The sequence below is a fragment of the Leptospira dzoumogneensis genome (assembly GCF_004770895.1).
In the GTDB taxonomy this organism is placed as follows: domain Bacteria; phylum Spirochaetota; class Leptospiria; order Leptospirales; family Leptospiraceae; genus Leptospira_B; species Leptospira_B dzoumogneensis.
On the sequence record NZ_RQHS01000019.1, the window covers coordinates 209,807 to 232,459 of the forward strand.

Genomic DNA, 22,653 nt, shown 5'->3' on the forward strand with positions numbered 1-22,653 from the left:
CAATATTCGGTCGGCCGAAAATTATCAATCCGCGAAACGGATCAATAGATAAAAGGAATGATCGTTGCTCTAGGGTTTAGGTCGCAGGTAAAACCACCTAAATCCACAGTGATCAAGTTAATGATCAACGCTTCGTTCGCACAATCGTCAACATCCGCTTTGTTATAGTATTTATCTTCTTCTACTTTTGCTAATTGAGGAGCAAGAATAGAAAGAACTTCGAAGCCGCCTACTGCGGATCCAATAACTGCACTTGTCAGAATGATACTTTTTGCTTCCTTTCCATCTACGGTGTCCGGATAAGACAGACCAATTGCATCAAATAAAACACAATTAAACGTTAGGAACAGGGGCAGAAGAAGAGTGATGATTTTTTTCATCCAGGGTTCTCCCAATTTGTTTTTTACAAAAAATTTCCAATTAGAGCTTAACTTCAACCGAATTTCCGAAGTAATGCAATACAAATTTCCGGATTTCAAGGCCTGAGTTTGTCATAAAGTCCCGGAAATTTCTGTAGTAGCATTTGTGTCTTAAACAAATCAGGACTAATAGAAAATCCCTTTTCCCCAAGCTGCCGAAGAAGAATATGGAATTATGCCGTTCCTATTCCGATGTTTAGTACTTGTTCTGATTTTTGGAACCTTCTCCTTATTTTCACAAATAACAGACGAAACCTACCAAGGTGTCTCGGAAACTTCTTACCTGATCGGAGATTTCCCTAAGGAGAAAGCCCTCGTATCTTTTACAAATCCAGGAGATCCGAGACAATTCTTCCTAAGAAAAGAAACCAAGGCTGCATTTATAAAATTAAAAGAAGAATATAAAAAGGACCATCCTCAAGAAAGACAAGAGCCGTTCTTGATCTCTGCTCATAGATCTTTTGCAGACCAAAAATCAATCTGGGAAGATAAGTATTCCGGAAAGAAGAAGATGAGAGAGCCTGTAAAAGATAAAACCCCGGCGCAGATCATTTCATTAATATTGGAATTTTCCAGCGCACCAGGCACTTCTCGTCACCATTGGGGAACAGACATTGATATAAATGCTTTGGAAAACTCCTATTTTGAAAAAGGCGGAAGAGGCGAAATATTCTATAATTGGATGAAGAAGAATGCTCACAGATTCGGATTCTGCCAGCCTTATTCTCCAAAATCAGAAAGAGCCGGAAAAGGTTATAACGAAGAGAAATGGCATTGGTCTTATGCTCCTCTCTCTAATAAATTCCAAAGAGCTTGGGCGGATGCTTATAAAAAGGGGAAATTGAATTTTAAAGGAAAATTCCAGGGATCCGACTTTTTAGGAGATCTTCCCCTGGAATATGTTACTTCTATCAACCCTGAATGTGCCAAGATAGATTGATCATAAAGTGCGCGTTGGAATTCCAACACGCTTCTTTCGATTATCTGTGATTCATTACTCCGCGATCACTATTTCTGAAGAACTTAATGATCTGCAGAACTTCAGGAGGATGACCCGATTCCTTCTCCAATTGATCCAAAGCAGTTCTATAATTCATACCGGAATGATAGATCGTCTTGTATGCATTCTTGATCGCAGTTCTGGTCTCAGGAGAAAATCCTCCCCTTTTCAAGCCTACGGTATTTAAACCGATGATCGTGCAAGGGTTTCCGTCAGCGGTGGCAAAAGGAGGAACATCCTGCACCACTTTAGAACAACCTGCTATCATTGCATAATCGCCTACAAAACAAAATTGGTGAACTGCCACTAAACCGGAAATGAATGCCTTATTACCGACCGTTACATGTCCTGCCAAAACAAGACCGTGGGTTAGAATATTATCATCTCCTAAAATACAATCGTGACCTACGTGAGCATTTCCCATCACGTAGTTCCTATTTCCGATAATTGTGGGAGAATCTACCTTGGTTCCCTTATGGATATTGGAATATTCCTTAAAAGTATTATTATCTCCGATGATCGTTTTGCTCGGAGTGCTAGGATCGAAACCTAGATCCTGAGGACCTACTCCGATCACAGCTCCATGATGGACCTTGTTGAATTTACCTAATTTAGTGCCTGCGAAAATTCGGGCTCCGGTTTCAATCACGGTTCCTTCGCCGATTACCACATCTTTTTCTATAATTGTATACGCACCGACTTCGACGGACTCGTGTAGCTCCGCTTTCGAATCGACGATGGCTGTTGGGTGAATTTTCATTAAGTTTCGCCTCTTAAATCTTCCATAATACGAAAATCGACGTGGATTTTTTATTCAAGCTATAAATAATTGGGGTCGGTAAAGCGTTCCGGGCTTCGTCGAATTCTGGAAGCCGCAACCATTTACCAAACGCGGTTCGGGAAGGAGAATTCTATGCTAGTGGATTGGTCTCGTCTAGATTCCCTAAAACAAGGCGATGATGAAGATGATATTATTTGGCTGGAAGAAATGGTACGTTCTTTACGTAAGAACATGAATAGCCGTTTAGAGAATATCAAAAGTTTCACTGACGAAAAGAGAAGCGTAGAACTCCAAGCAGAATTACACCAGACAAAAGGTGTCGCGGCAAATTTCGGGCTCGCAGGCGTTCAGAAGAATGTTACGGAAGCGGAGCAGAAATTGAAGGAAGGAAACTTAGAAGCTTGTTTAGCTCTTTGTCAGGAACTTCCGAGCCTTTGGGAGCAAACCAAAAAAGAATTAGCTCCCAAATTTCCGGAATAAGTCCGAACTCTCGGACTTATTTTTTTCCCTTACGTTCCAAAAAATAAGAATCTACCTTATCCGTTATAGGTTTGATCTTTTCCTCATAGGTTAAAATAGCTTCTACTGTTTTTTCGTACAAAGACATGAGAAGCGCCTGAGCCGCATCACACATTTGCTCTTTACGGAACTCTTCTTCATGTAAGGTTTCAGTAATGGATCCATCCGGATTAAACGGAAGAGACGCAAGCAAATTAGAAACCACGATCTTATCGTCACCGGCAACATGGCTTGGGTCGAAGATCACAGGAAGAATTGTTTGGTTCTTGGCATGAGTGATCACGTTCAGATCCGGAGTATTACGGCAATATCCTTCCTTGATGAAAAGAGTTTTAACACCTCTTTCACAAAGAACAATATTCAAATTTCCTTGATTAGCAATATATTCTGCAGCGGAGAACCACTCGATAGCTTCGTTACCGAAACCTCTTTTTAAGATCACAGGTTTACCGGTGCGCCCTACAGCTTCTAAAAGTTCGAAGTCTTGAGCGTTTCTTGTCCCGATCTGGATCATGTCGGCATGTTTGGAAACTTCTTCCGCCATGGTATGATCCATAACTTCGGTCACATATGGAAGTCCGGTTTCTTCTTTTACTCTATCGAGTAATTTGATACCGTCCCAACCCATTCCTCTCCAATCAGTCGGACGAGTCCTAGGCTTAAATGCCCCGCCTCTGAAGATGATACGATCTAAGATCCCGAATTTTTTACCTATCTCTACCGCTTGTTTCGCGATAGTAACAGTTTGCTCATAAGTTTGAGGAGAATCCGGACCAACTAGGAAGATATGTTTTCCAGTCCCGAACTTACGGACGAGTCCGTCTTTTCCATGAACTTCTACAATTCGGTTTTCACGATGGACTACTTCTCCGTTTTTACCGGCAGCAGTGCGGGCGATATTTTTATAAGGCAATGATACGTTCCAAATTCTAGTCACACCAGGAAGTTCTTTTACATAACCTTCCTTGTCGGAGATCTTACGGGTATCCCCGATAAAATGAATGGTATCGGATACGACCGCTCCGCGAATGATCTCGGTGGCGTTCCCACATTCGGAAGCCAAAGCCTTTATTTTTGCTTCGGTTTCAGGATATCCCTTCTCCAGTTCGACTATGTCCACGTATCTTCCGTCCTATCTTTGTTCGATTTTACAATCGGGATTGATTCTCTCTCCAGCCTTTACTTCACACACGGAACGTCAAGAAATCCGCAGAGAAAAGAGTTTAATGGGAATGTTCCGACCCGGGAAAACTTCCGTTTCTCACTTCCTGAATATAGTTTTTGACTGCGCCGGAGACATCGTCGTATCCATTCAGGAAAGTTTTTAAGAACTTAGGCTTAAAGCCCTTATTCAATCCGAGAAAATCGTAAATTACCAGCACCTGTCCGTCGGTCGCTGCTCCCGCTCCTATCCCGATCGTAGGAATTGGGACAGATTCGGAAATTTCTTTAGCAAGAGCGGAAGGGATCAGCTCGAAAACAATGGAGAAGGCTCCGGCGTCGGAGATCCCCTTTGCTTCGCTTATCAATCTAGCCTTATCCTCTTCCGCTTTTCCCTGGATTTTATGTCCTCCGAAAACGTTCACGGATTGAGGAGTAAGACCTATATGTCCCATAACAGGGATGCCTATCCTTTCTAATTTATAGATTAGCTCCAGTATCTCAGGACCACCGCCTTCGAATTTTACCGCGTCGCATCCGCTTTCTTTCATTACTTTTCCGGCAGAACGGATCCCTTCTTCCAAAGAAACCTGATAGCTTAGAAATGGAAGATCCACAACTACGAATGTGTTCGGGGCACCTCTCCTAACTGCCTTTGCATGATAGATCATTTCATCCAAGGTCACAGGTAAAGTTGTCGGTTGACCTTGATAGACTACACCCAAAGTGTCCCCAACAAGAATACAATCTACGCCAGAATCTTCCAAGATCCTTGCGAACATAAAATCATAACAGGTCAATACCGTGATCTTTTTCTGTACGGGTTTTGGTCCTCTTGGAAATACTTTGCTAACATCTCTCATGTCATCCCTCCGAAGGATTCCCAAAGGCTTGGATCAGGGAACCTTCTCCGAGTTCATTTAAAAGTTCTAATATAAAAGGACGTGTGAACAGGCTATGATGGGGAAGATGCAGACCCTTCTCATGGATCTTCATATCATCGATAGAAAGAATATCTATATCGATAACGCGAGGACCTTTGTCTCTTGTGCGAACTCTTCCCATTTCATTTTCAATTCCGAGTAAAAAATCCAAAAGTTCTCTAGGGGAAAGATGAGTGGATATCTGTAAAAGTTGATTTAAGAAGTCGGGTTGGTCCGTAACTTCTAAAGCTTCCGTATTTAAAGCAGTTCCTTTTTTTAGGATCTTTATTTCAGGATGAGCACCTATCTTTTGGATCGCCTCCGCAAGATACAGTTCACGATCTCCTAAATTGGTTCCCAAACATAGAAATGCGATATGATTATTTTTATCCATCAATGAGTTCCGAAAACATTATGACTTTCCCTATAATCGGGGCAATCAAGATGAATTATTTCCGCCATTTCCAATAATCTAGAATAAATACGACCTTCCGCCTTATCTTTCCAATCCTTAGCTTGAATATTCGAAGTAAGTATCGTAACTTTCTCTTCTTCATATCTTGCATCGATCAGATCATACAACTGAGAGTTGGCCCAATCTGATTCTTTGTTTGCCCCGAAATCATCCAGAACCAAAACTTCTACATCGGTAAATTGTTTTTTAATAGTCTGCTCCATTCCATGGAGTTCACTTTCTTTTTGATAACTGTCTCGAATGGTAGAAAGAAAGTCACGATTGATCTTTGCATATCTGCATTCGGTTCCATATCTCAAAATCAATTCGTTCAAGATACCGCATGCAAGAAGAGTTTTCCCGGAACCGGTCGCCCCCCATAAATATAACCCCTGTCGAATCGTTCCGGAGCTGTTCCATTTATCTACCAATGTTTCCGCCCAATCATATGCCGCGAGAAATGAAAGATGTGTGGTATCCATACTTTTTAAAGTACGATATTTATACTTAGAAGGGATCCCTGCTTTCTTTACCAAATATTCCACCTTGGCTAACTCAATTCTCGCGTTATGACAGACGCAAGGTAACATTCTATTTTGGCTTTCGTCATAGACCATGTACGGAGCCTTGCCACCGCAAGGGCAAGACTCTCCCACGCAGGAACAAAGAAGCAGAATTCCTGAGCTAGAATTCTTTACGTTCTCTTCCAAAAAGAATCCAACCCCTGCACAAAATTTGCAATTCGGAGAACCCTCCCGGACTGGGCTTAATTTATATAAATTCATGATCTAGATCCAGACTGGAAAAAAGGAAAGTAATAGAAAGAAAGAAATCTAAGAACCTATCATTTCCTAGGAATTCCTAAAAATCTGCTGACAAGTTCTGCTTTAAGCGAGATCTTGGAGGAGTCTCTGAACGGATTCGGAGAACAAAATTAGCGAAAATTGATAGAATTTCGCTAATGGATAGTGTAAAAAGATTCTCGTTTATGTCCCTTGTATAGGAAAAATGGGAAATTTTTTCTAATCCAGGTTTATATCTAAAGGTCCCTGACCGATAGATAAACAGAAGAAAAGGACTTTGCCGTCCTTTTTCTAAATCCTATCTTTGAAAGAGAAGGCACAGGTGTGAGCACTATGAAGGTGATGAAGACTATATTCGTTCTTCTGGCCGTGGTCGGACTCAACCTCTCCTTGTTCGCACAGAACCAAGGGGGGCAGGATACGACAGATGCCAAGGCGGCAGCTGATAAGATCGACGAACTGCTGAAAGGTGAGCTCGTTCCGGAAGACGACGACAAGAATCTAACGGAAGAAGCTAAGAAACGTAAAAAAGAAATCCAGGAGCAGGAAGCGATCTGGAAGAACCCTGACTTCAAAGGTTACGACAAGAACTTCCAAGAACTCCATCAGCTTTCTAAGGCTTTCGCGAACAACAAGTTCCGCCTGGCCCTGACTAGCTATCAATCCGGAGTGAATACCGTCCTCAAGATGAGGGAAGCTGTTGAGCAGTACCGTAAAGAGGAAGCGGAGAAGAAACGTCTAGACGAGAAATGGTACTGGCAAAAGGTCGACCGTAAAGCTCGCGAGGATCGTGTCGTTTCCCGCCAAAAGTTGGAAGCAAAACAACAAGCATTGAATTATTTCACCAAGGCGATCAACCATTTGGATGAGATCAAGAACCCGGATCTACGTGAACGTGCCGAGTTCAAAAGACTTCTTTCCGATGTATACAGATCTTGGATTGTTACTGAATACGATCTACAAAATTTACCTCAGTGTATTCCTATATTGGAACTCTACATCGAGGTTAATGAAAACGAGAAAGAATACCCAGCTCACAAGTATCTTGCAAGCTGCTATGCTTTCGAAGAAAACATGATCAAGAAATACGGTGGAGCAAGCGAAGACCAGATGTTCAAATTCCGTCACAAGAAAAACATCCACCTTCTCCGCGCTACCGAGCTGAAATATGGAAAGGATTCTCCGGAATATAAACACATCGTTGCTTTGATTAACAAAGACGAAGTGATTTCGGTTCGCCCTTAATCCTCTTTTTTCATTTCAATGTAGGAAAAAACCCCGGCTTCAAAACCGGGGTTTTTTTATTTCTAAAAGAATTGTGAGATTTTTGGAAGATCAGTTTTGCTAAACCAATATAAATAGGAAGAACCGAAGCGATAATCACTGCAACCATCCATCTTGTTTGAGAAGCAATCGATCTATGAATATTTGCGATCTCTTTATATACTTCTTTGAATTGTTCCTGGATGCCGGCAAAACCTGCATGCATCTCCGCTCTTAGTTCTGCAATTGCAATCCAAAGCTTAGCGGTTTCTTCTTTAAATTCCATTCTGAGTTTATTTGTTTCTTCTCTAAATTCTAAACGAAGTTTGCCTGTCTCTTCCATCAGTCTTTTTTCGAATCTTTCTGAAACGAATTCTTCCATAAATTTTCTCCCTCCTGAATTGGCTTGATTTATAAGACTAACGAGAGCCTCTGCACCTTCTTCGCCTAAACTGTTCCTAAGTGCTTTGGGAACTAATAGTATTGGTTCTATCATAGTCTATTCATCCTGGATTTGATTTTCAAGCGACTTGCTTTGGAAGAACGGGTCTCGGAGAGGAAAAGTGGTTCGCACTTTTTGTAAAATTCAAAGGATCTGCGGCGGAATATTGATTCCAAAGGAAAAATACGAACTCAAACAGAATGAAATTCCTTATTGATTCCGGAATTTATTAGTATTTCCCAGTAGCAAATCCTAAGTTCGGACGATCCATTTCCGAAAAGATTGTATTCTATATTCTGACAGAACACCGGATAGAGATCCGGAGATCATGTTTAGAGGAGAGAAGAAGAATGACAGCTCAGACATTAGAAAGACCGAGCCTCAACCAGAACTCCCAAGCGGAAAAGGTGTATGATGTAGTCATCATAGGAACTGGATTCGCCGGGCTATGTATGGGGATCCGCTTAAAACAAGCCGGAATAGAATCATTTGTTATTTTAGAAAAAGGAAATGGAATTGGAGGAACCTGGAGAGATAATACTTATCCGGGAGCTGCCTGCGATGTTCAGTCGCATTTATATTCTTTTTCATTCGCACCTAAATCGGATTGGTCCAGATTATTCGGCCCCCAAGAAGAAATTTTAAATTATATGAACCAATGTACGGATCGTTTCGGGATCCGTTCTTATATTCGTACAAACTCAGAAGTGAGCGGTGCCTTCTTTGATGAAAAAACAGGTCTATGGGAGATTAGCATTGTAGGAGGAAAGTCTTACAAAACAAAATCCGTAGTAAGCGGCACAGGCGGTTTAAGTAGACCTGTTCTTCCGAATATCAAAGGAATCGATACTTTTAAAGGAGCAAAATTCCATTCTGCAAAATGGGATCATAACTACAATCTCCAAGGGAAGAAGGTAGCAGTGATCGGAACAGGTGCAAGTGCGATCCAAATCGTTCCTACTATCGCTCCTATCGTAGGTCAATTGAAACTATTCCAAAGAACTCCAGCTTGGATCATTCCAAAACCGGACAGTAATATCTCAGGTTCCGTAAAAGGGATCTTTAAATTCATTCCCCCATTGAGATGGTTGTTTAGAAAAGCGATCTATTGGCTGAACGAGATCGGAGTATTAGCTTTCGCGATCAATCCTAAGCTAATGAAAATTTTCGAAAAGTTTGCCAAAAGTTTTATCAACAAAAGTATCCATAGCGAAGAACTCAGACAAAAGCTGACTCCGAATTACACGATCGGATGTAAACGTATCCTCCTTTCAAACGATTATTATCCAGCATTGAATAGAGAGAATGTAGAATTGGTCACTGATAGTATCGAAGAGATCACCGCTTCCGGAGTTAAAACAAAGGACGGAGTAGAACATAAAGTAGATGCGATCGTTTTTGCTACGGGTTTCCAAGCGGCAGAAGCAGTTTCTCCTTTTGAGATCAGAGGAAGAGACGGAAAACTTTTAGCGGATGTTTGGGAAGACGGTGCAGAAGCGTATTTAGGTACCACAGTCTCCGGTTTTCCGAATATGTTTATGATAGTGGGTCCGAATACTGGTTTAGGCCATAGTTCTATGATCCTGATGATAGAATCCCAAGTCCAATATGCTCTTCAGGGAATTCGTTATCTACTTAATAAAAACATAAAGTTCCTGGATGTTCGCAAAGATGTTCAGGATCATTATAATGAAGAGATCCAAAGACGTTTGGGTAAATCCGTTTGGTTGACCGGAGGATGTGTAAGCTGGTACAATACTAGTTCCGGTAGAAACACCACTCTTTGGCCGGGATTCACTTTCGAATTTAAGGCCAGAACATTCTTCCTTCGCCCTAAGGATTATGAATTTGTTCGCGTGGATGGAAAAACAAAAAGACCAGGGATCGGATCCAGATTCTCTATGGTTTTAGATGCAACCTTTGGTTAAACAGATCAGTTAAATTAAAGAGTCCAGTACACCAAAATTTCCCGATTGCCGTCTCTCCCGGTAATCGGGGATTCTACCAAACCGATCCTTTTTCCCTTAATTTCATTTTTCAAAAACCGCAAAAAAGATCGGATCGTCTTCCAACGTATCCAAGGATCCCTCAGAACCCCTTTATCCAAATTTCTGGATTCGGTTTCGAACTGAGGTTTGAATAAGCTGACAATATTCCATCGAACATTCGGATTTTTACTTTTGAGTTCGGAGAGAACAGGGAGAACAATACGAAGAGAAATAAAACTTAAGTCCATGACTAGAAAGATCTCGCCTGGAAATTCTTTATCGGTTTTTTCCGACCATAAAGAAGACAATAATTTCCAACTAGTATCCCTTATATGAAACCGGTCTCTAACGGTAACCTTTGGGTTCATCGCGACCTTGGAAGCCATCTGCCCGTAACCAACATCGAAAGCGAAAACTAAGTCCGCTCCTTCTTCTAAAAGTACTTGAGTGAATCCTCCCGTAGAAGCTCCCCAATCAATACAAAGTTTTTCTTTAACGGAAATATTCCATTTTTTGAATGCAGCCTTGAGTTTATAAGCTCCCCTGCTTACATATTTAGGAATAATTTCTCTGATACGGATCTCTACGGATTCGTCGAATAATGTGCCTACCTTGTCGGACATTCGATCGTTCACGAGAACGGAACCGGATAAGATCAGACTTCTGGCCTTGGAAATGTCCTCGGCCAAACCCTTTTTCAAGAGTAAGTCATCTAGTCTAATTTTTTCTTTTGCCAATGTTAGAAGGTAGAGATTGAAAGAATTCAGGGAATTCGGAAATTTCTATTTTAGAAGAAGAAGTATCCAGATAGGATCCTAATTCTTCCAACTCGGAAACTAGGTCTGAAACCATCTGTTTGCAGGTTTCCATTCCATATAAAGAAGGATAAGTGATCTTTCCGGATTTTCCATCTTTGCCCGGAGTTTTTCCAAGATCTTCCTTAGTTCCTTCGATATCCAAAATATCGTCCGTAATCTGAAATAATAAACCAAGCTTGGCGCCATATTCGGAAATAGTTTCTTCTCTTTCTTGGTAATCTTCTCTCAAACGATTTCCCATCAGAAAGGAAGCCTGGATCAATGCCCCGGTTTTCAATCTATGAGTTTTAGAAAGTAGCTCTTCTTTTGTTCCGATCAAAGAAGAAGGATTTCTCTCTAATAATAGATCATACATTTGTCCGGAGACCATTCCCGCAGCCCCGGCACCTTTTGCCAAAGTCCTAACCAGATCCTTATGCAAATTTTTATCGGAAGAATCGATTTGGGTCAACCAATCAAATGCGTAAGCCTGCAAGGCATCTCCCGCAAGTATTGCGGTTGCCTCTGAAAATTGTTTATGAAGAGAAGGCTTTCCTCTTCTGAAATCATCATCGTCCATACTAGGAAGATCATCATGGATCAAACTATATGTATGAACAAATTCTAATGCAGCTCCGATCGAAAGTGAATCTTTGTTGATCTTTCCAAAAGAAGCGAAAGCAAGAATAGGTCTTAATCTTTTTCCACCGGCTCTCAGACTGTATTCCATAGCTGCAGAAAGTTCAGGAGCGGATTCTTTTTTAAAAAATGGATATACTTCGTTTTCTAAATGATCTTCGAAACGATCCTTGGAACGTTTTAATAATTGAGAAAGTTCGTTTGTTTCCGTTCTATTTGTCATTTTCCGGATTCGACAGTAATCACCACTTTACCGGTAGTATTTCCAGTTTGGAAATGCCGAACCGCTTCCGGAAGATCCACAAAAGGATATACGGAACCTATATGAGGTGGTTCCAAATTTAATTTCAATAACGCTTTTAGATGAACAGTCAATTCATCGATCTTCTCATATAACCAGATCAGATTGAATCCCATAACTGCTTTATTTTCGGAAACGATCTCTAGTGTATCCACTTTAGGTCTGGTCAAATATCTCCAAGCTAAAGTCAGCCAATTGACCTTATCTCCTTGGCTCATAAAAGAAGCCGAACCATAAACAACCATTCTGCCCATAGGTGAAAGAGCATCGTAACTTGCTTTGAAAATTTTACCGCCGATACATTCTAAAACCAAATGTAATTCTCTTCCGCCGAGTGCGGTTTTTAATTCTTCCGGAAAACGGGAAGACCGAATGATCCAAGCGTCATAACCTTCTTTTTCCAAAAGAGAAATTTTAGAATGATTCCCTACGGAGCCTAGAGTCCAGGCTCCGAATTTTTTAGCGATACGATTTGCGTAGATCCCTACTCCGCCAGCAGCACTATGTATTAATACATTCTGCCCTTTTCTGAGATCTCCTAAAGGAAGAAGAGCATAATAAGCGGTAAGTCCTTGGACTAAAAATCCTGCTCCTTGCTCGAAACTCCATTTTGATGGAAGAGGAAAAATATATCTAGAGTCTATGTTTATATAATCCGCGTAAGCTCCAAAGCGGGTCACTCCCATGACCTTATCATTCTTTTTGAAGTTTTTGACCTTCTTACCTACGGCAACTACCTTGCCGGAGTATTCTAATCCTGGAATAAAAGAACCTTTTGGAGTCGCGCTATACAATCCTTGGATTGCGAAAATATCCGCAAAATTCAGACCGATTGCACGGATCTCTATTGTGACTTCATTGTCTTGCGGAGGGGGAAGTTCCTCTTCTCTTCTTTCCAGAGAATCTAAAGAACCTTTGGTATCGACTCTATAAACGGAGCGAATCATGAGGGCATTCTGCTCTTTTAATTCCTATCCTAAAAGGAAAAAACAGATCGAAACGGAGGAAAAATTTCCTCCGTTTCTTGGATGGTTTATTTAGAAGGGAAAATTTCTTTCAGAAAGTTTTTCAATTCTAACCAGGAACGTTTATCCGCTTTTTCATTATAAGCCGCTCCTTTAGAGTTATCATTCCCTGCTTCTTTGATCGTGAAAGAATGAACCGCTCCACCGTAAGAAACGAACTGCCAGTCTACTCCAGCACTTCTCATTTCTTCTTGGAAAGCCGCCACCTCATCCGGTTTTACGAAAGGATCGTCCGCTCCATGAAGGGCTAATACTTTACCTTTAATATTTTTAGCATCGTCTGGCTTAGGACTAGATAATCCTCCATGAAAGCTAATGGTTCCTTTTAAAGGAGCTCCACTTCTGGCTAATTCCAAGGCAGCGGTCCCACCGAAACAGTATCCTAGGATCGCGAGGTTTTTGGGGTCTACACCAGTTTGAGATTTTAATGCGTCTAACGCGGCCTGGCCTCTGGCTCTTAATAATTTGCGGTCACCTTCTCTAAAAGAAGCGGCTAATTTGGAAGCTTCTTCCATGGATTTAGGACGTACACCTTTTCCGTAAATATCCGCGGCAAAAGCTACATATCCTAACTCTGCGAGTTGTTCCGCTCTTGCTTTTGTATTTTCTCCTAAGCCCATCCAGTCATGGACAAGCACTATACCTGGAGCTTTTTTGGCTCCTTCCGGATAAGCAACAAAACCTTCTAAGACTGTGTCGCCTTGTTTGTATTCTACGAATTCGGATTTAACTTTTGCAGATAAAACATTCGTCGCTAAAAGAAACGTTATACTGAACCAAATGATCTTTTTCATTCTTATATAGTCCTCGGGAATTCCCGTATAAAAAAATAAATTTGATATTAGACTGATCCGAAATTTAAAGCGAAAAACTTAGGACTAAAAATAAACTACCCGCAGATCCAAACCGCCATGAGTGATATGTACTGTTTGTAATTTAGAGCTGATTCCTTTCAAAAAAGCAGACCAGGTTTCTTCGTCGGGACAAAGAATAAATCCGGAAACTTCTCCGGGAAGCTCCCACCAAACTTTTAAAGTTTCTGCGATACGTCTGTACAATCCTAGATCAGAACCTTTTTGGATCCGTAAACCGTAAGGTGGATTGAGTGGCATCCAGATTTTACGTGGTTTGCCTGCGGATTCCCAGACTTCTTTAGGAGATAAGGAGAAGAAGTCCCCTTCTTTACCAATAAACCGATTTTCGGGGCTCAATGGGAATTGTTTTATAAATTTCTGATATTCTTCTTTTCTTTCGTTTAGATAGGAGAAAACTTCCGGCTCGGAATCGTTATACCAGAATGTGAATTTTTTACTTTCTTCTTCCGGTCCGATCTTACGTTTTAAAAATTCCCAACTCGGTGCCGGAAATTCTTTCATTTCCTGGAACATATAGTTCCGATCCAAATGAGGAAATCCCAATTTAAAAAGTGAAGAAGCGGACTCCCATATAAATGTTCCTGAACCGGCAAATGGAATGAAAACTGCATCCGGTTCCGGCATATTTTTCCTTAATAAATGTAAAAGAAAAGCGGCTGTATCTTCCCTGACAGGAGCGGATTTGGATAACGGTTTAAAATTTCCCCTTTGGAAAATGGGAGAGCCTGCTAAACTCAAAGAAAGGATCATATTCTCTCCGAGAGCAAGTGCATTCAGTTCCGTGTTTTTAGGATCAGGATCTCCGAATGAGGAATAAGATCCTTCCCAAAAAGAATATAATTCTTCTCTGGAAATTTCTTTTCTTCCTCTAACTTGCGGGTGAAAGTTTATCCCCCAGCCTTCCGGTAAAATTTCGTTTTCTTTTAAGGATTCTATCAAACCGGAGAAGTTAAACTTCTCATCCAAAGGGAATTTGCCCAAATTCAAACGAAAATCCCTGATCCAAGGAATTCTCACTAACACTTCTAATGCTTGGCGAAAATTCGTTTTTTCTAATACAAACTTCTCCGGGAAAACTTTAAACTCAGGAGTATGATTTCTAGGAAGATATGGATCGGAAACAATTTGAGAAAGTAGAACTTCCGTTTCTTTAGCGGAACCGGGAGGAACTAGGAATTCCCATCTAAGAGGTTTACCGGATTTAAACTTGGGAATTTTCCAATCCATAGAGATATCCTTTTAAAATCGATTCTCCAGGAAAGGTAAAAAGTAGAAGGAACAAAACTTTGCGTGAGATCTATAACCTCACGCAAAGTCAAAAATTCGATTAGAACTCTGGGGAAACGAATTTGGCTTGGCCTGCACGAGGGCGGATCACAAATCTATATTTGCGTTTCGCGATTTGTTCCGGGTTATACCAACGAACTTGATAAACTGCCATTCCTTTTCCGGAGTTAGAAGTTTTTCTCACTTCTATATCGACTCCCTTATCGTCTACAGGCTCTCCATCATGGGTTAACTCTTTCCAATCGGAAGTTCCTTCTTTGTATTCGATGGAAACCAAAGATTCATGTAAGGAAATCTCAGAACGACCCACATCCTTATAACGGAATACCCAATGTTTTTCCAGGTTTTCTTCCGCTAAGATCAGCTCGGGAGAATCCACCAATTCTCTTACACCTTCCGATTTCTCGGTTTCAGGAAAACGATCCGAACGATCCAATTCGTAGTTCCAAGACGCAGGGAAGGATTCTTTTCCTCCTGCAGCAGGAAGATTTTTGGTCAGGTCTGCAAGATGAGCCTGTAAGAACGGTTGGGTGCCAGGTCCATAAAGAGTATGACCACCTTCATAATGTTGGCGAGTATATTCCTCTGGAGTAGTTACATAACCGAAGTATCCGTTTGCACAACTGATCACCGATGCATTTTTGATCGGTTGAGAACTGGATTTTAATGCCTCATCCACGAATCTTTTTCCGGACTCTTTAGTAACTTCGAAAGGAACCGGAAGAAGAAGAGTATCCGCAATTTTCACGGATTGCAAAAGAAGTTTATGAGGGAATTTTGATTTAGGAAGAACGATAGGCTGCAGATATTTGAAACCTACAATTCTTTTATGACCTTGGCAACCGCCTGTCAAAAACCAACGAGGCCAACCTTCTGCAAAGAATGGAAGCCAGTTTAGAACCGGAGTGAGCCCATCTTCCGCTCCACCAGTTAATGCAGTTCCAACATAAGGACGATCACAAACTTCTGCATCACCTATCTTTTGGTTTTCATACAAATCTACTTCTCTTGTATTAAAAGAAAGATTTGCATCAGTGCTTAAGGAGTTTTGCAAAGAGTCAAAAAGTTTGGCTGCTTCTGCCCCGATTGCTTCTCCAATCCTTCTGGATTCTATGAAACCTTGCATGTCTTCACGATAATCGGGAGAATTATCTCCGTGAGTAGAATTGTTCAGAGCATGGATCGGATCCCAGCTTGGTTTAAAATCTTTACGGATCTTCTTCTCTAAAATTCGAGTCGGATAAGCAAACACATCCGCATTCGCAACATCATTTGAATCAGGCACTGTGGTTCCGTGAACTGAGAATGTGGAGAACGCACCAAGAGGTTTGTATCTTCCGTCTTTGTCCTGTGCATCGATCCGGATCATCACTAGATCAGGATTGATCGCTTGGTATTGGATCTCAGGTTTTAATTCTTCGAATCCGGAGTTTTTATTAGCACGGTATGCATCCAAAGATCTGTTTCTGGTCAGTCCCCAAATAGCGGTTTTTCCGGAAGCGATCTTAGCAGGTTTCGCGGACTTGTATGCTTCTTCTACTCCATTAGTCAAACGATCCAATACGAAATCGGTCCAACCCTTATCGAATCCGGGTTTGTTAGAAGCAAACTCGTTGTAAAAATTATTATCGTAGAAGTTCGCAGGAGCAGAGTGAGTATGAGTTCCGGCGAATACGATCCCACCAAAAGAAATATCAGTCTTAGAAGCCAAACGTTCCGCAAGCAAGTGATGGATCAAAAGAGATCCGGATAAAAGGTCACTTTGGATCAGAACTACGGGTTCATTTGCGTCTTTTTTAATATAGAAAATCCTAGCATAAAGACGAGTGCGGAAACCTTTTTCGGTCTCGGCCATTTTGGAATAACCTGCCAAAGGTAAACCGGGAGGAGGAGTTAAATCCACCTTGGAAATTCCAGCAACCAGTCCTTTGGTTTTGGAAGCGACTTCCGGTTTTTTATACGCGATCTTATATTCGGCAACGGTTCCGCAAGCGGATGCGGAAAAGATCAGAAGGATCGAAACTAGGTACGGTTGTATTTTCTTCACAATTTGATTCGGGTTCATTCCCCCTCCGGGAATTCTGTGGTTTTTTTAGCCTCTACTTGCTATCAGAACAGTAAGTTCTTAGCAAGAATTTTCGGATAAGAGTATGTTATCGATCCGTCTTACAAACCAATTATATTCCCCAAAAATAGCTCGGATTTTTGAGCCTCTTATTAATTTGGGACAAAATAAGAAATACGGATCAGGAATCTTCTATGTCCCAACCGGGCTTTTTACAAAGACTTAAATTTCATTTTTTCAATTTCTATCCTCCTTACTTCGGTGCAGGGATCAAGGTGAAGGCGCTAAACGAAGAGAGGACCTTATTCTCCACCACGATGAAACTCACAGCTTTTAATAAGAATTATGTGGGAACACAATTCGGAGGATCACTCTATTCTATGTGCGATCCTTTCTATATGTTGATCCTAATGGAACATTTAGGACCCGGATATTTGGTCTGGGACAAGGCAGCAACTATACGATTTTTAAAACCTGGAGAAGGTACCGTAAGAGCAGAGTTCCATATTCCCAAGGAAAAAATCCAAGAGATCAAAGAAGAAACGGATCTTAAAAGAAAAATGGACGTTACCTTCACTGCTCGGATCGTAGATGTAAAAACCGGTAAGCTCGTGGCAGAAGTAGACAAAGTCATCTATGTCAGAAAAAAATTGAAAGAATAAGATATAAAGTCTGCCGCCCAAATTTCGTCAGTGAGATTATGTTCGAGTTAGCACATGATCCCGGGACCTTCTTCTCGAATCATTCTAAAGAAGACCCTTCAAATCTTTTTAAAGGGGGCCTAAAATTGTTTTTCCCTAGGAACTACGATGAAATGATGGCCCCAAACGCTTATGTCCCAATGGAAAACCACGCCTCTGCACGAGGAGCATAAACTTTTAGGCGCTAAGATGATCCCTTTCGGCGGTTGGGACATGCCTGTTCAATATTCAGGAATCATTGCTGAACATACAGCGACCAGACAAGCTGCCGGTCTATTCGATGTTTCTCACATGGGTGAGATTTTTATCGAAGGTCAGGCAGATATCATCCTCGGCTTTCTGGAATCAGTTACCTGTAATTCTGTTTCGTCCCTAGCGAACGGACAAGTGCAGTACAACGCAATCATCAATGAGAATGGCGGCCTCGTAGACGATATCACTCTCTACAAGTTTAACGACCAAAAATATATGATCTGCGCAAACGCATCCAATGTGGATTCAGTTTACGAGTATCTGAAAAAATATGTTCCGGCTTCCGCAAAATTAGAAAACCAAAGCGCTTCTTGGCATCAGATTGCGATCCAAGGTCCAAAAGCGGATCCGATACTTTCTTCTTATTTTAAATCGGATCTAAGCCATATCGGATATTATAAATTCGTGTTATTCCCTTTCTCGGGAGAAGAGATCATTCTTTCCAGGACCGGTTATACTGGAGAAGACGGATTCGAAATTTACAGCTCTAATCCTACCGGCGTTAAGATCTGGAAGGAACTGCTGGAGTTCGGAAAAGACCAAGGACTTCTTCCTGTAGGCTTAGGAGCAAGAGACACACTTAGGATCGAGGCAAAATATCCCCTTTACGGTCATGAGTTGGACGAAAACAGAAGTCCGAACCAATCCGGGATAGGCTGGATCGTAAAAGAAAAGAAAACTCCTTATCCTAAATACCAAGAGATCATCTCCGAAAAAAAAGAAGGGCCTAAAAGAAAGATCGTTGCATTCGAACTGCAAGAAGCAGGCGTCCCAAGAGAAAATATGCCGGTCTTAGATTCGAACGGCAAAAATATCGGGATCACCACTTCCGGTACCTTCTCCCCTTCCTTAAAAAAGGGAATAGGACTCGCACTCGTGGACTCTGAAAAGATCCAACATGGAGAATCCATCCAGATAGAGATCAGAGGACAGGCAAAGTCCGCAATTATATTCACCCAATCTTTCATTCCGGGAAGCATTCGGAAAAATTAAACTAAGGATTTTCAAATGGCAGTAACTAACGCACCTCCGGGCTATAAGTTCACAGAAAAACACGAATGGGTAAAAGTAGAAGGGGACACCGCATTGATCGGGATCTCTGACTATGCCCAGGCGGCACTCGGAGATATCGTTTTTGTGGACCTTCCAAAAGTAGGGAAATCGATCAAACAACTGGACACATTCGGAACGATAGAATCCGTAAAAGCAGCGGAAGATTTATACGCTCCTATCAGCGGAGAAGTAGTCGAAGTTAATGGGAACCTTTCCAAAAACCCGGCTGCGGTGAATTCGGATCCTTTCGGATCTTGGATGATCCGAGTTAAGGGGATCAATCCTCCCGAATTGGAGAAATTATTAGATCCCGAATCTTACAGAGAATTCGTGAGCAAACTGGATTAGGAAAATAGAATGAGTATTGCAACTTGGAACGGATCCGGCAAACAAACTGAAATGAATCACCCACTCGATCCTTTGGATACTTTTTCGAGAAGGCATATAGGTCCTGATGAAGATCAGATCAAGGAAATGTTATCCACACTTGGATTATCCGGGTTGGAAGAGTTGGTGGCAAAAGCAGTTCCGGAAGGAATTCGTTTGGAAAAAGCTTTAGATCTTCCTAAGGCCTCTACCGAAAGAAAGATCTTAAACGATCTGAAAAAGATCGCTTCTAAGAACAAGTTGTATCGTTCTTATATCGGTTCCGGTTACCAAGCAAGCGTTATGCCTGGAGTGATCCAAAGAAATATTTTGGAAAATCCGGGTTGGTACACTGCCTACACTCCTTACCAAGCTGAAATTTCCCAAGGAAGATTAGAGGCGCTTCTAAATTTCCAAACAATGATCATGGATCTGACAGGTTTGGAAATCTCGAATGCGTCTCTTTTGGATGAAGCTACCGCTGCCGCAGAAGCAGTATTCTTAGCATATGGAATTCGTAAAAACGAAACTTCCAAATTACTTTTTATCTCCGAGTTATGCCATCCTCAAACAATTGATGTGGTTCGCACAAGAGCGCTTCCACTTGGAATCGAAGTAAAAATCGGAAATCATTTAAACGCAGAACTAAACGAAGATTATTTTGCAGTAATCGTTCAGTATCCAGGAACAGAAGGAACCATTTATAATTACGAAAGTTTCTTCCAATTAGCTCATAATGTTGGAGCTCTAACAATCTGTGCTGCGGATCTACTTTCACTCACAGTTTTAAAAGCTCCCGGAGAATTCGGAGCGGATGTAGCAGTAGGAAGCACCCAAAGATTCGGATTACCTTATGGATTCGGCGGCCCTCACGCAGGTTATTTCGCAACGAAAGACGAATTTAAAAGAAATATGCCGGGAAGACTTGTAGGAGTTTCCAAGGACAGCCAAGGAAATCCTGGACTCAGACTTTCTCTACAAACAAGAGAGCAGCATATCAGAAGAGATAAGGCTACTTCTAATATCTGTACCGCACAGGTTCTATTAGCAGTTCTATCTTCTATGTATGCCGTGTATCATGGACCTAAAGGTTTAAAAGATATCGCTTTTAGAGTTCATAGACTGGCTGAAACATTGGCTAAAAATTTGGAGAAGGCAGGTTTTGCCATCCAAAACAAAACTTTCTTCGATACGATCGTTTTAGATCTAGGACCCAAGGCCCAAACTTATATAGATACGGCCTCTAAAAAAGAGATCAATTTCAGAAGTTTAGGAAATGGCAGAATTTCAATCGCTCTGGACGAAACTGTAGAAGTTTCCGATCTAGAAGATATTCTTTCGGTATTCGGGATCTCCAAGATCGATCTTTCCTTAGAAGGAATTTCTATCCCGAACGAATTTATCAGAACTTCTAAATATCTTACACATCCAGTGTTCAATTCTCATCATACAGAAACAAAAATGTTGAGATATATTAGAAAATTGGAATCCAGAGATCTTTCTCTTACTACTTCTATGATCCCTCTGGGTTCTTGCACGATGAAGCTGAATGCGACTGTGGAAATGTTCCCTGTTACCTGGCCTGAGTTTTCCAATATACATCCATTCGCACCTGCAAGCCAAACAGAAGGATACAGAACAGTATTCTCTCAATTAGAATCTTGGCTTTCACAAGTGACTGGATTCCCAGGAATTTCACTGCAACCGAATGCAGGTTCTCAAGGAGAATATGCGGGACTTCTCGCGATCCGAAACTATCATATCAGCAGAGGAGATAAGGAGAGAGACATTTGTTTGATCCCGATCTCTGCACACGGAACCAATCCTGCTTCTGCCGCGATGGTTGGATTCAAAGTAGTAGTGGTTGCCTGCGATTCAGAAGGAAACGTAGACTTAGAAGATCTGAAAGCAAAAGCTAAAGAACATTCTAAAGACCTAGCTGCATTGATGATCACTTACCCTTCTACACATGGAGTGTACGAAGAACCTATTAAGGAAATCTGTTCCATCATTCATGAGAATGGAGGACAGGTTTATATGGACGGGGCGAATATGAACGCTCAGGTAGGGATCACAAGACCTGCGAATATAGGCGCAGACGTTTGCCATCTGAACTTACATAAAACTTTCTGTATTCCTCACGGTGGTGGCGGGCCAGGAGTTGGACCGATCGGAGTTGCAGAACATCTAAAACCGTTCTTACCCGGCCATCCTCTTGTAGATAACGGAACAGGCAACGAACATGGTGCCGTTTCCGCAGCTCCTTGGGGAAGTGCAAGTATCGTTCTGATCTCTTGGGTGTACATCGCACTTTTAGGAACAGAAGGATTAGAGCATGCAACTAAGGCGGCGATCCTAAACGCGAACTATATTGCAAAACGTTTAGAAAACTATTTCCCTGTACTTTACAAAGGTAAAAACGGATTCGTTGCACACGAATGTATCCTGGATGTAAGACCTTTCAAAAAGACCAGCGGTGTAGAAGTAGAAGATATTGCAAAACGTCTGATGGACTACGGATTCCATGCACCTACAATGTCTTTCCCGGTTCCTGGAACTTTGATGATAGAACCTACTGAATCAGAATCCCAAGAAGAATTGGATCGTTTCTGTGAAGCGATGATCTCCATCCATTCAGAGATCCAAGAAATTGAACAAGGCAAAGCGGATCCAAAAGACAATCCTCTCAAAAATGCACCTCATACTTCTGCGATGGTAATCTCAGACAATTGGGACCATGCTTATTCCAGAGAAAAGGCTGCTTATCCTGCACCTTGGACTAAAGAGCATAAATTCTGGCCTTATGTAGGAAGAATAGATAACGTATATGGGGATAGGAACCTGGTTTGTTCCTGTCTTCCTTTAGAATCGTATCTCTAATTTTTTCTAAATATCGGAAGATAATAAAAAAAGACCGGGGTTTTGGCTCCGGTCTTTTTGTTTTAAGAAGAACGAAATTAAGGATTAATCGTCTTTCTTTTTCTTTTTGGATTTTTTAGACTTCTTGGAGTCTCCATCGTCGTCATCTTTGTCTTTTTTAGACTTCTTTGACTTTTTAGATTTTTTGGAATCTCCATCATCATCGTCCTTATCCTTCTTGGATTTTTTGGACTTCTTAGAATCAGAGTCGTCATCATCTTTATCTTTTTTGGATTTCTTGGATTCCTTATCGTCATCCTCATCCTTGTCTTTCTTAGACTTTTTCTTTTTCTTAGGCTCGTCTTTATCGTCGTCTTCGTCCTTCTCTTTGGACTTCTTAGCCTTAGATTTTTTAGAAGAATCTGCTGAATCGGAAGCCTTTCCAGGTTTAGCCCTGCAATAAGCGTCTACGTTAGTTCCGTCTTGTTTGCTATAACCGGAAACCCAAGTACAATCCGAATCGGACTCACATTGACCTTTGGATAAACCTTGGCATTGGGATTCTGCAGAAAGAGAAGTCCCGCCTAAAATAAGCAGACCTGCAAAGAGAATACTAGTTATGAATTTTAAAAGATATATCGGCTTACGATACATTCTATCGACTCCTAAATCGAATGGTT

At 41.4% G+C, this 22,653-nt stretch carries 22 protein-coding genes; 8 read left to right on the forward strand and 14 right to left on the reverse strand.

What is annotated here, in order from left to right:
• Positions 1-41: 41 nt before the first annotated feature.
• On the reverse strand, positions 42-380 hold the full coding sequence (locus EHR06_RS14535; protein WP_135627677.1) for a TIGR04452 family lipoprotein: 339 nt from the start codon (positions 378-380) through the stop codon (positions 42-44).
• A gap of 214 nt (positions 381-594) precedes the next feature.
• On the opposite strand from EHR06_RS14535, the gene EHR06_RS14540 reads away from it, so the two are divergent.
• Entirely contained in the window at positions 595-1,359 is a 765-nt protein-coding gene (locus EHR06_RS14540) for a M15 family metallopeptidase (RefSeq protein ID WP_135757664.1), read from the forward strand.
• Positions 1,360-1,399: 40 nt separating this feature from the next.
• Here the strand turns inward: EHR06_RS14540 and lpxA are convergent, their stop codons facing one another.
• Positions 1,400-2,179 (reverse strand): acyl-ACP--UDP-N-acetylglucosamine O-acyltransferase, encoded by a 780-nt coding sequence (gene lpxA, locus EHR06_RS14545; RefSeq protein WP_135757665.1) that lies wholly within the window; start codon positions 2,177-2,179, stop codon positions 1,400-1,402.
• 153 nt (positions 2,180-2,332) lie between these two features.
• On the opposite strand from lpxA, the gene EHR06_RS14550 reads away from it, so the two are divergent.
• On the forward strand, positions 2,333-2,680 hold the full coding sequence (locus tag EHR06_RS14550; protein WP_135757666.1) for an Hpt domain-containing protein: 348 nt from the start codon (positions 2,333-2,335) through the stop codon (positions 2,678-2,680).
• A 16-nt stretch (positions 2,681-2,696) separates the two neighbouring features.
• Here the strand turns inward: EHR06_RS14550 and EHR06_RS14555 are convergent, their stop codons facing one another.
• From EHR06_RS14555 to EHR06_RS14570, 4 genes are all read right to left on the reverse strand, one after another.
• The gene (locus tag EHR06_RS14555; RefSeq protein WP_135757667.1) at positions 2,697-3,839 is read right to left on the reverse strand and encodes an N-acetylneuraminate synthase family protein; all 1,143 of its coding nucleotides are present in this window, start codon (positions 3,837-3,839) and stop codon (positions 2,697-2,699) included.
• A 103-nt stretch (positions 3,840-3,942) separates the two neighbouring features.
• Positions 3,943-4,743, reverse strand: coding sequence for a 3-methyl-2-oxobutanoate hydroxymethyltransferase (gene panB / locus EHR06_RS14560; RefSeq protein ID WP_135757668.1), 801 nt, complete (start codon positions 4,741-4,743; stop codon positions 3,943-3,945).
• Position 4,744: 1 nt separating this feature from the next.
• Positions 4,745-5,197, reverse strand: coding sequence for a 2-amino-4-hydroxy-6-hydroxymethyldihydropteridine diphosphokinase (gene folK, locus EHR06_RS14565; protein ID WP_135757669.1), 453 nt, complete (start codon positions 5,195-5,197; stop codon positions 4,745-4,747).
• Positions 5,197-6,042 carry an ATP-binding protein gene (locus tag EHR06_RS14570; RefSeq protein ID WP_135757670.1) on the reverse strand — a complete coding sequence of 282 codons (846 nt, stop codon included), beginning with the start codon at positions 6,040-6,042 and terminating at the stop codon, positions 5,197-5,199. The genes folK and EHR06_RS14570 overlap by 1 nt, the downstream gene beginning before the upstream one ends.
• A gap of 351 nt (positions 6,043-6,393) precedes the next feature.
• On the opposite strand from EHR06_RS14570, the gene fcpA reads away from it, so the two are divergent.
• Complete coding sequence (fcpA, locus tag EHR06_RS14575) at positions 6,394-7,305, forward strand: flagellar coiling protein FcpA (RefSeq protein WP_008589523.1); 912 nt, start codon at positions 6,394-6,396, stop codon at positions 7,303-7,305.
• Positions 7,306-7,315: 10 nt separating this feature from the next.
• Here fcpA and EHR06_RS14580 read toward each other — a convergent pair whose 3' ends face one another.
• Positions 7,316-7,819 (reverse strand): LA_3696 family protein, encoded by a 504-nt coding sequence (locus EHR06_RS14580; protein WP_244288613.1) that lies wholly within the window; start codon positions 7,817-7,819, stop codon positions 7,316-7,318.
• A 296-nt stretch (positions 7,820-8,115) separates the two neighbouring features.
• Between EHR06_RS14580 and EHR06_RS14585 the strand changes: the two genes are divergently transcribed.
• Positions 8,116-9,693 (forward strand): flavin-containing monooxygenase, encoded by a 1,578-nt coding sequence (locus EHR06_RS14585; RefSeq protein ID WP_135757671.1) that lies wholly within the window; start codon positions 8,116-8,118, stop codon positions 9,691-9,693.
• A 14-nt stretch (positions 9,694-9,707) separates the two neighbouring features.
• Here the strand turns inward: EHR06_RS14585 and EHR06_RS14590 are convergent, their stop codons facing one another.
• From EHR06_RS14590 to EHR06_RS14615, 6 genes are all read right to left on the reverse strand, one after another.
• Positions 9,708-10,490: a TlyA family RNA methyltransferase gene (locus EHR06_RS14590; protein WP_135757672.1), complete on the reverse strand. Its 783-nt coding sequence runs from the start codon at positions 10,488-10,490 to the stop codon at positions 9,708-9,710.
• Positions 10,471-11,412 carry a polyprenyl synthetase family protein gene (locus EHR06_RS14595; RefSeq protein WP_135757673.1) on the reverse strand — a complete coding sequence of 314 codons (942 nt, stop codon included), beginning with the start codon at positions 11,410-11,412 and terminating at the stop codon, positions 10,471-10,473. Before EHR06_RS14595 ends, EHR06_RS14590 begins: the two co-directional genes overlap by 20 nt.
• The gene (locus EHR06_RS14600; RefSeq protein WP_135757674.1) at positions 11,409-12,437 is read right to left on the reverse strand and encodes a zinc-binding dehydrogenase; all 1,029 of its coding nucleotides are present in this window, start codon (positions 12,435-12,437) and stop codon (positions 11,409-11,411) included. Before EHR06_RS14600 ends, EHR06_RS14595 begins: the two co-directional genes overlap by 4 nt.
• Before the next feature lie 86 nt (positions 12,438-12,523).
• Positions 12,524-13,309 carry a dienelactone hydrolase family protein gene (locus EHR06_RS14605; RefSeq protein ID WP_135757675.1) on the reverse strand — a complete coding sequence of 262 codons (786 nt, stop codon included), beginning with the start codon at positions 13,307-13,309 and terminating at the stop codon, positions 12,524-12,526.
• 84 nt (positions 13,310-13,393) lie between these two features.
• On the reverse strand, positions 13,394-14,617 hold the full coding sequence (locus tag EHR06_RS14610; protein ID WP_135757676.1) for a hypothetical protein: 1,224 nt from the start codon (positions 14,615-14,617) through the stop codon (positions 13,394-13,396).
• Positions 14,618-14,717: 100 nt separating this feature from the next.
• Positions 14,718-16,742 (reverse strand): neutral/alkaline non-lysosomal ceramidase N-terminal domain-containing protein, encoded by a 2,025-nt coding sequence (locus tag EHR06_RS14615; protein ID WP_135757677.1) that lies wholly within the window; start codon positions 16,740-16,742, stop codon positions 14,718-14,720.
• A 194-nt stretch (positions 16,743-16,936) separates the two neighbouring features.
• Here EHR06_RS14615 and EHR06_RS14620 point away from each other — a divergent pair, with 194 nt between their 5' ends.
• The 4 genes from EHR06_RS14620 (at position 16,937) to gcvP (ending at position 21,994) form a co-directional block, all read left to right on the forward strand.
• On the forward strand, positions 16,937-17,404 hold the full coding sequence (locus tag EHR06_RS14620) for a YiiD C-terminal domain-containing protein (RefSeq protein ID WP_135758066.1): 468 nt from the start codon (positions 16,937-16,939) through the stop codon (positions 17,402-17,404).
• Positions 17,405-17,575: 171 nt separating this feature from the next.
• Positions 17,576-18,688, forward strand: coding sequence for a glycine cleavage system aminomethyltransferase GcvT (gcvT, locus tag EHR06_RS14625; RefSeq protein WP_135757678.1), 1,113 nt, complete (start codon positions 17,576-17,578; stop codon positions 18,686-18,688).
• A gap of 15 nt (positions 18,689-18,703) precedes the next feature.
• Positions 18,704-19,096: a glycine cleavage system protein GcvH gene (gcvH, locus tag EHR06_RS14630; protein ID WP_135757679.1), complete on the forward strand. Its 393-nt coding sequence runs from the start codon at positions 18,704-18,706 to the stop codon at positions 19,094-19,096.
• Positions 19,097-19,105: 9 nt separating this feature from the next.
• On the forward strand, positions 19,106-21,994 hold the full coding sequence (gene gcvP, locus EHR06_RS14635; protein WP_135757680.1) for an aminomethyl-transferring glycine dehydrogenase: 2,889 nt from the start codon (positions 19,106-19,108) through the stop codon (positions 21,992-21,994).
• Positions 21,995-22,078: 84 nt separating this feature from the next.
• Here gcvP and EHR06_RS14640 read toward each other — a convergent pair whose 3' ends face one another.
• Positions 22,079-22,627 (reverse strand): hypothetical protein, encoded by a 549-nt coding sequence (locus EHR06_RS14640; protein WP_135757681.1) that lies wholly within the window; start codon positions 22,625-22,627, stop codon positions 22,079-22,081.
• Positions 22,628-22,653 lie beyond the last annotated feature (26 nt).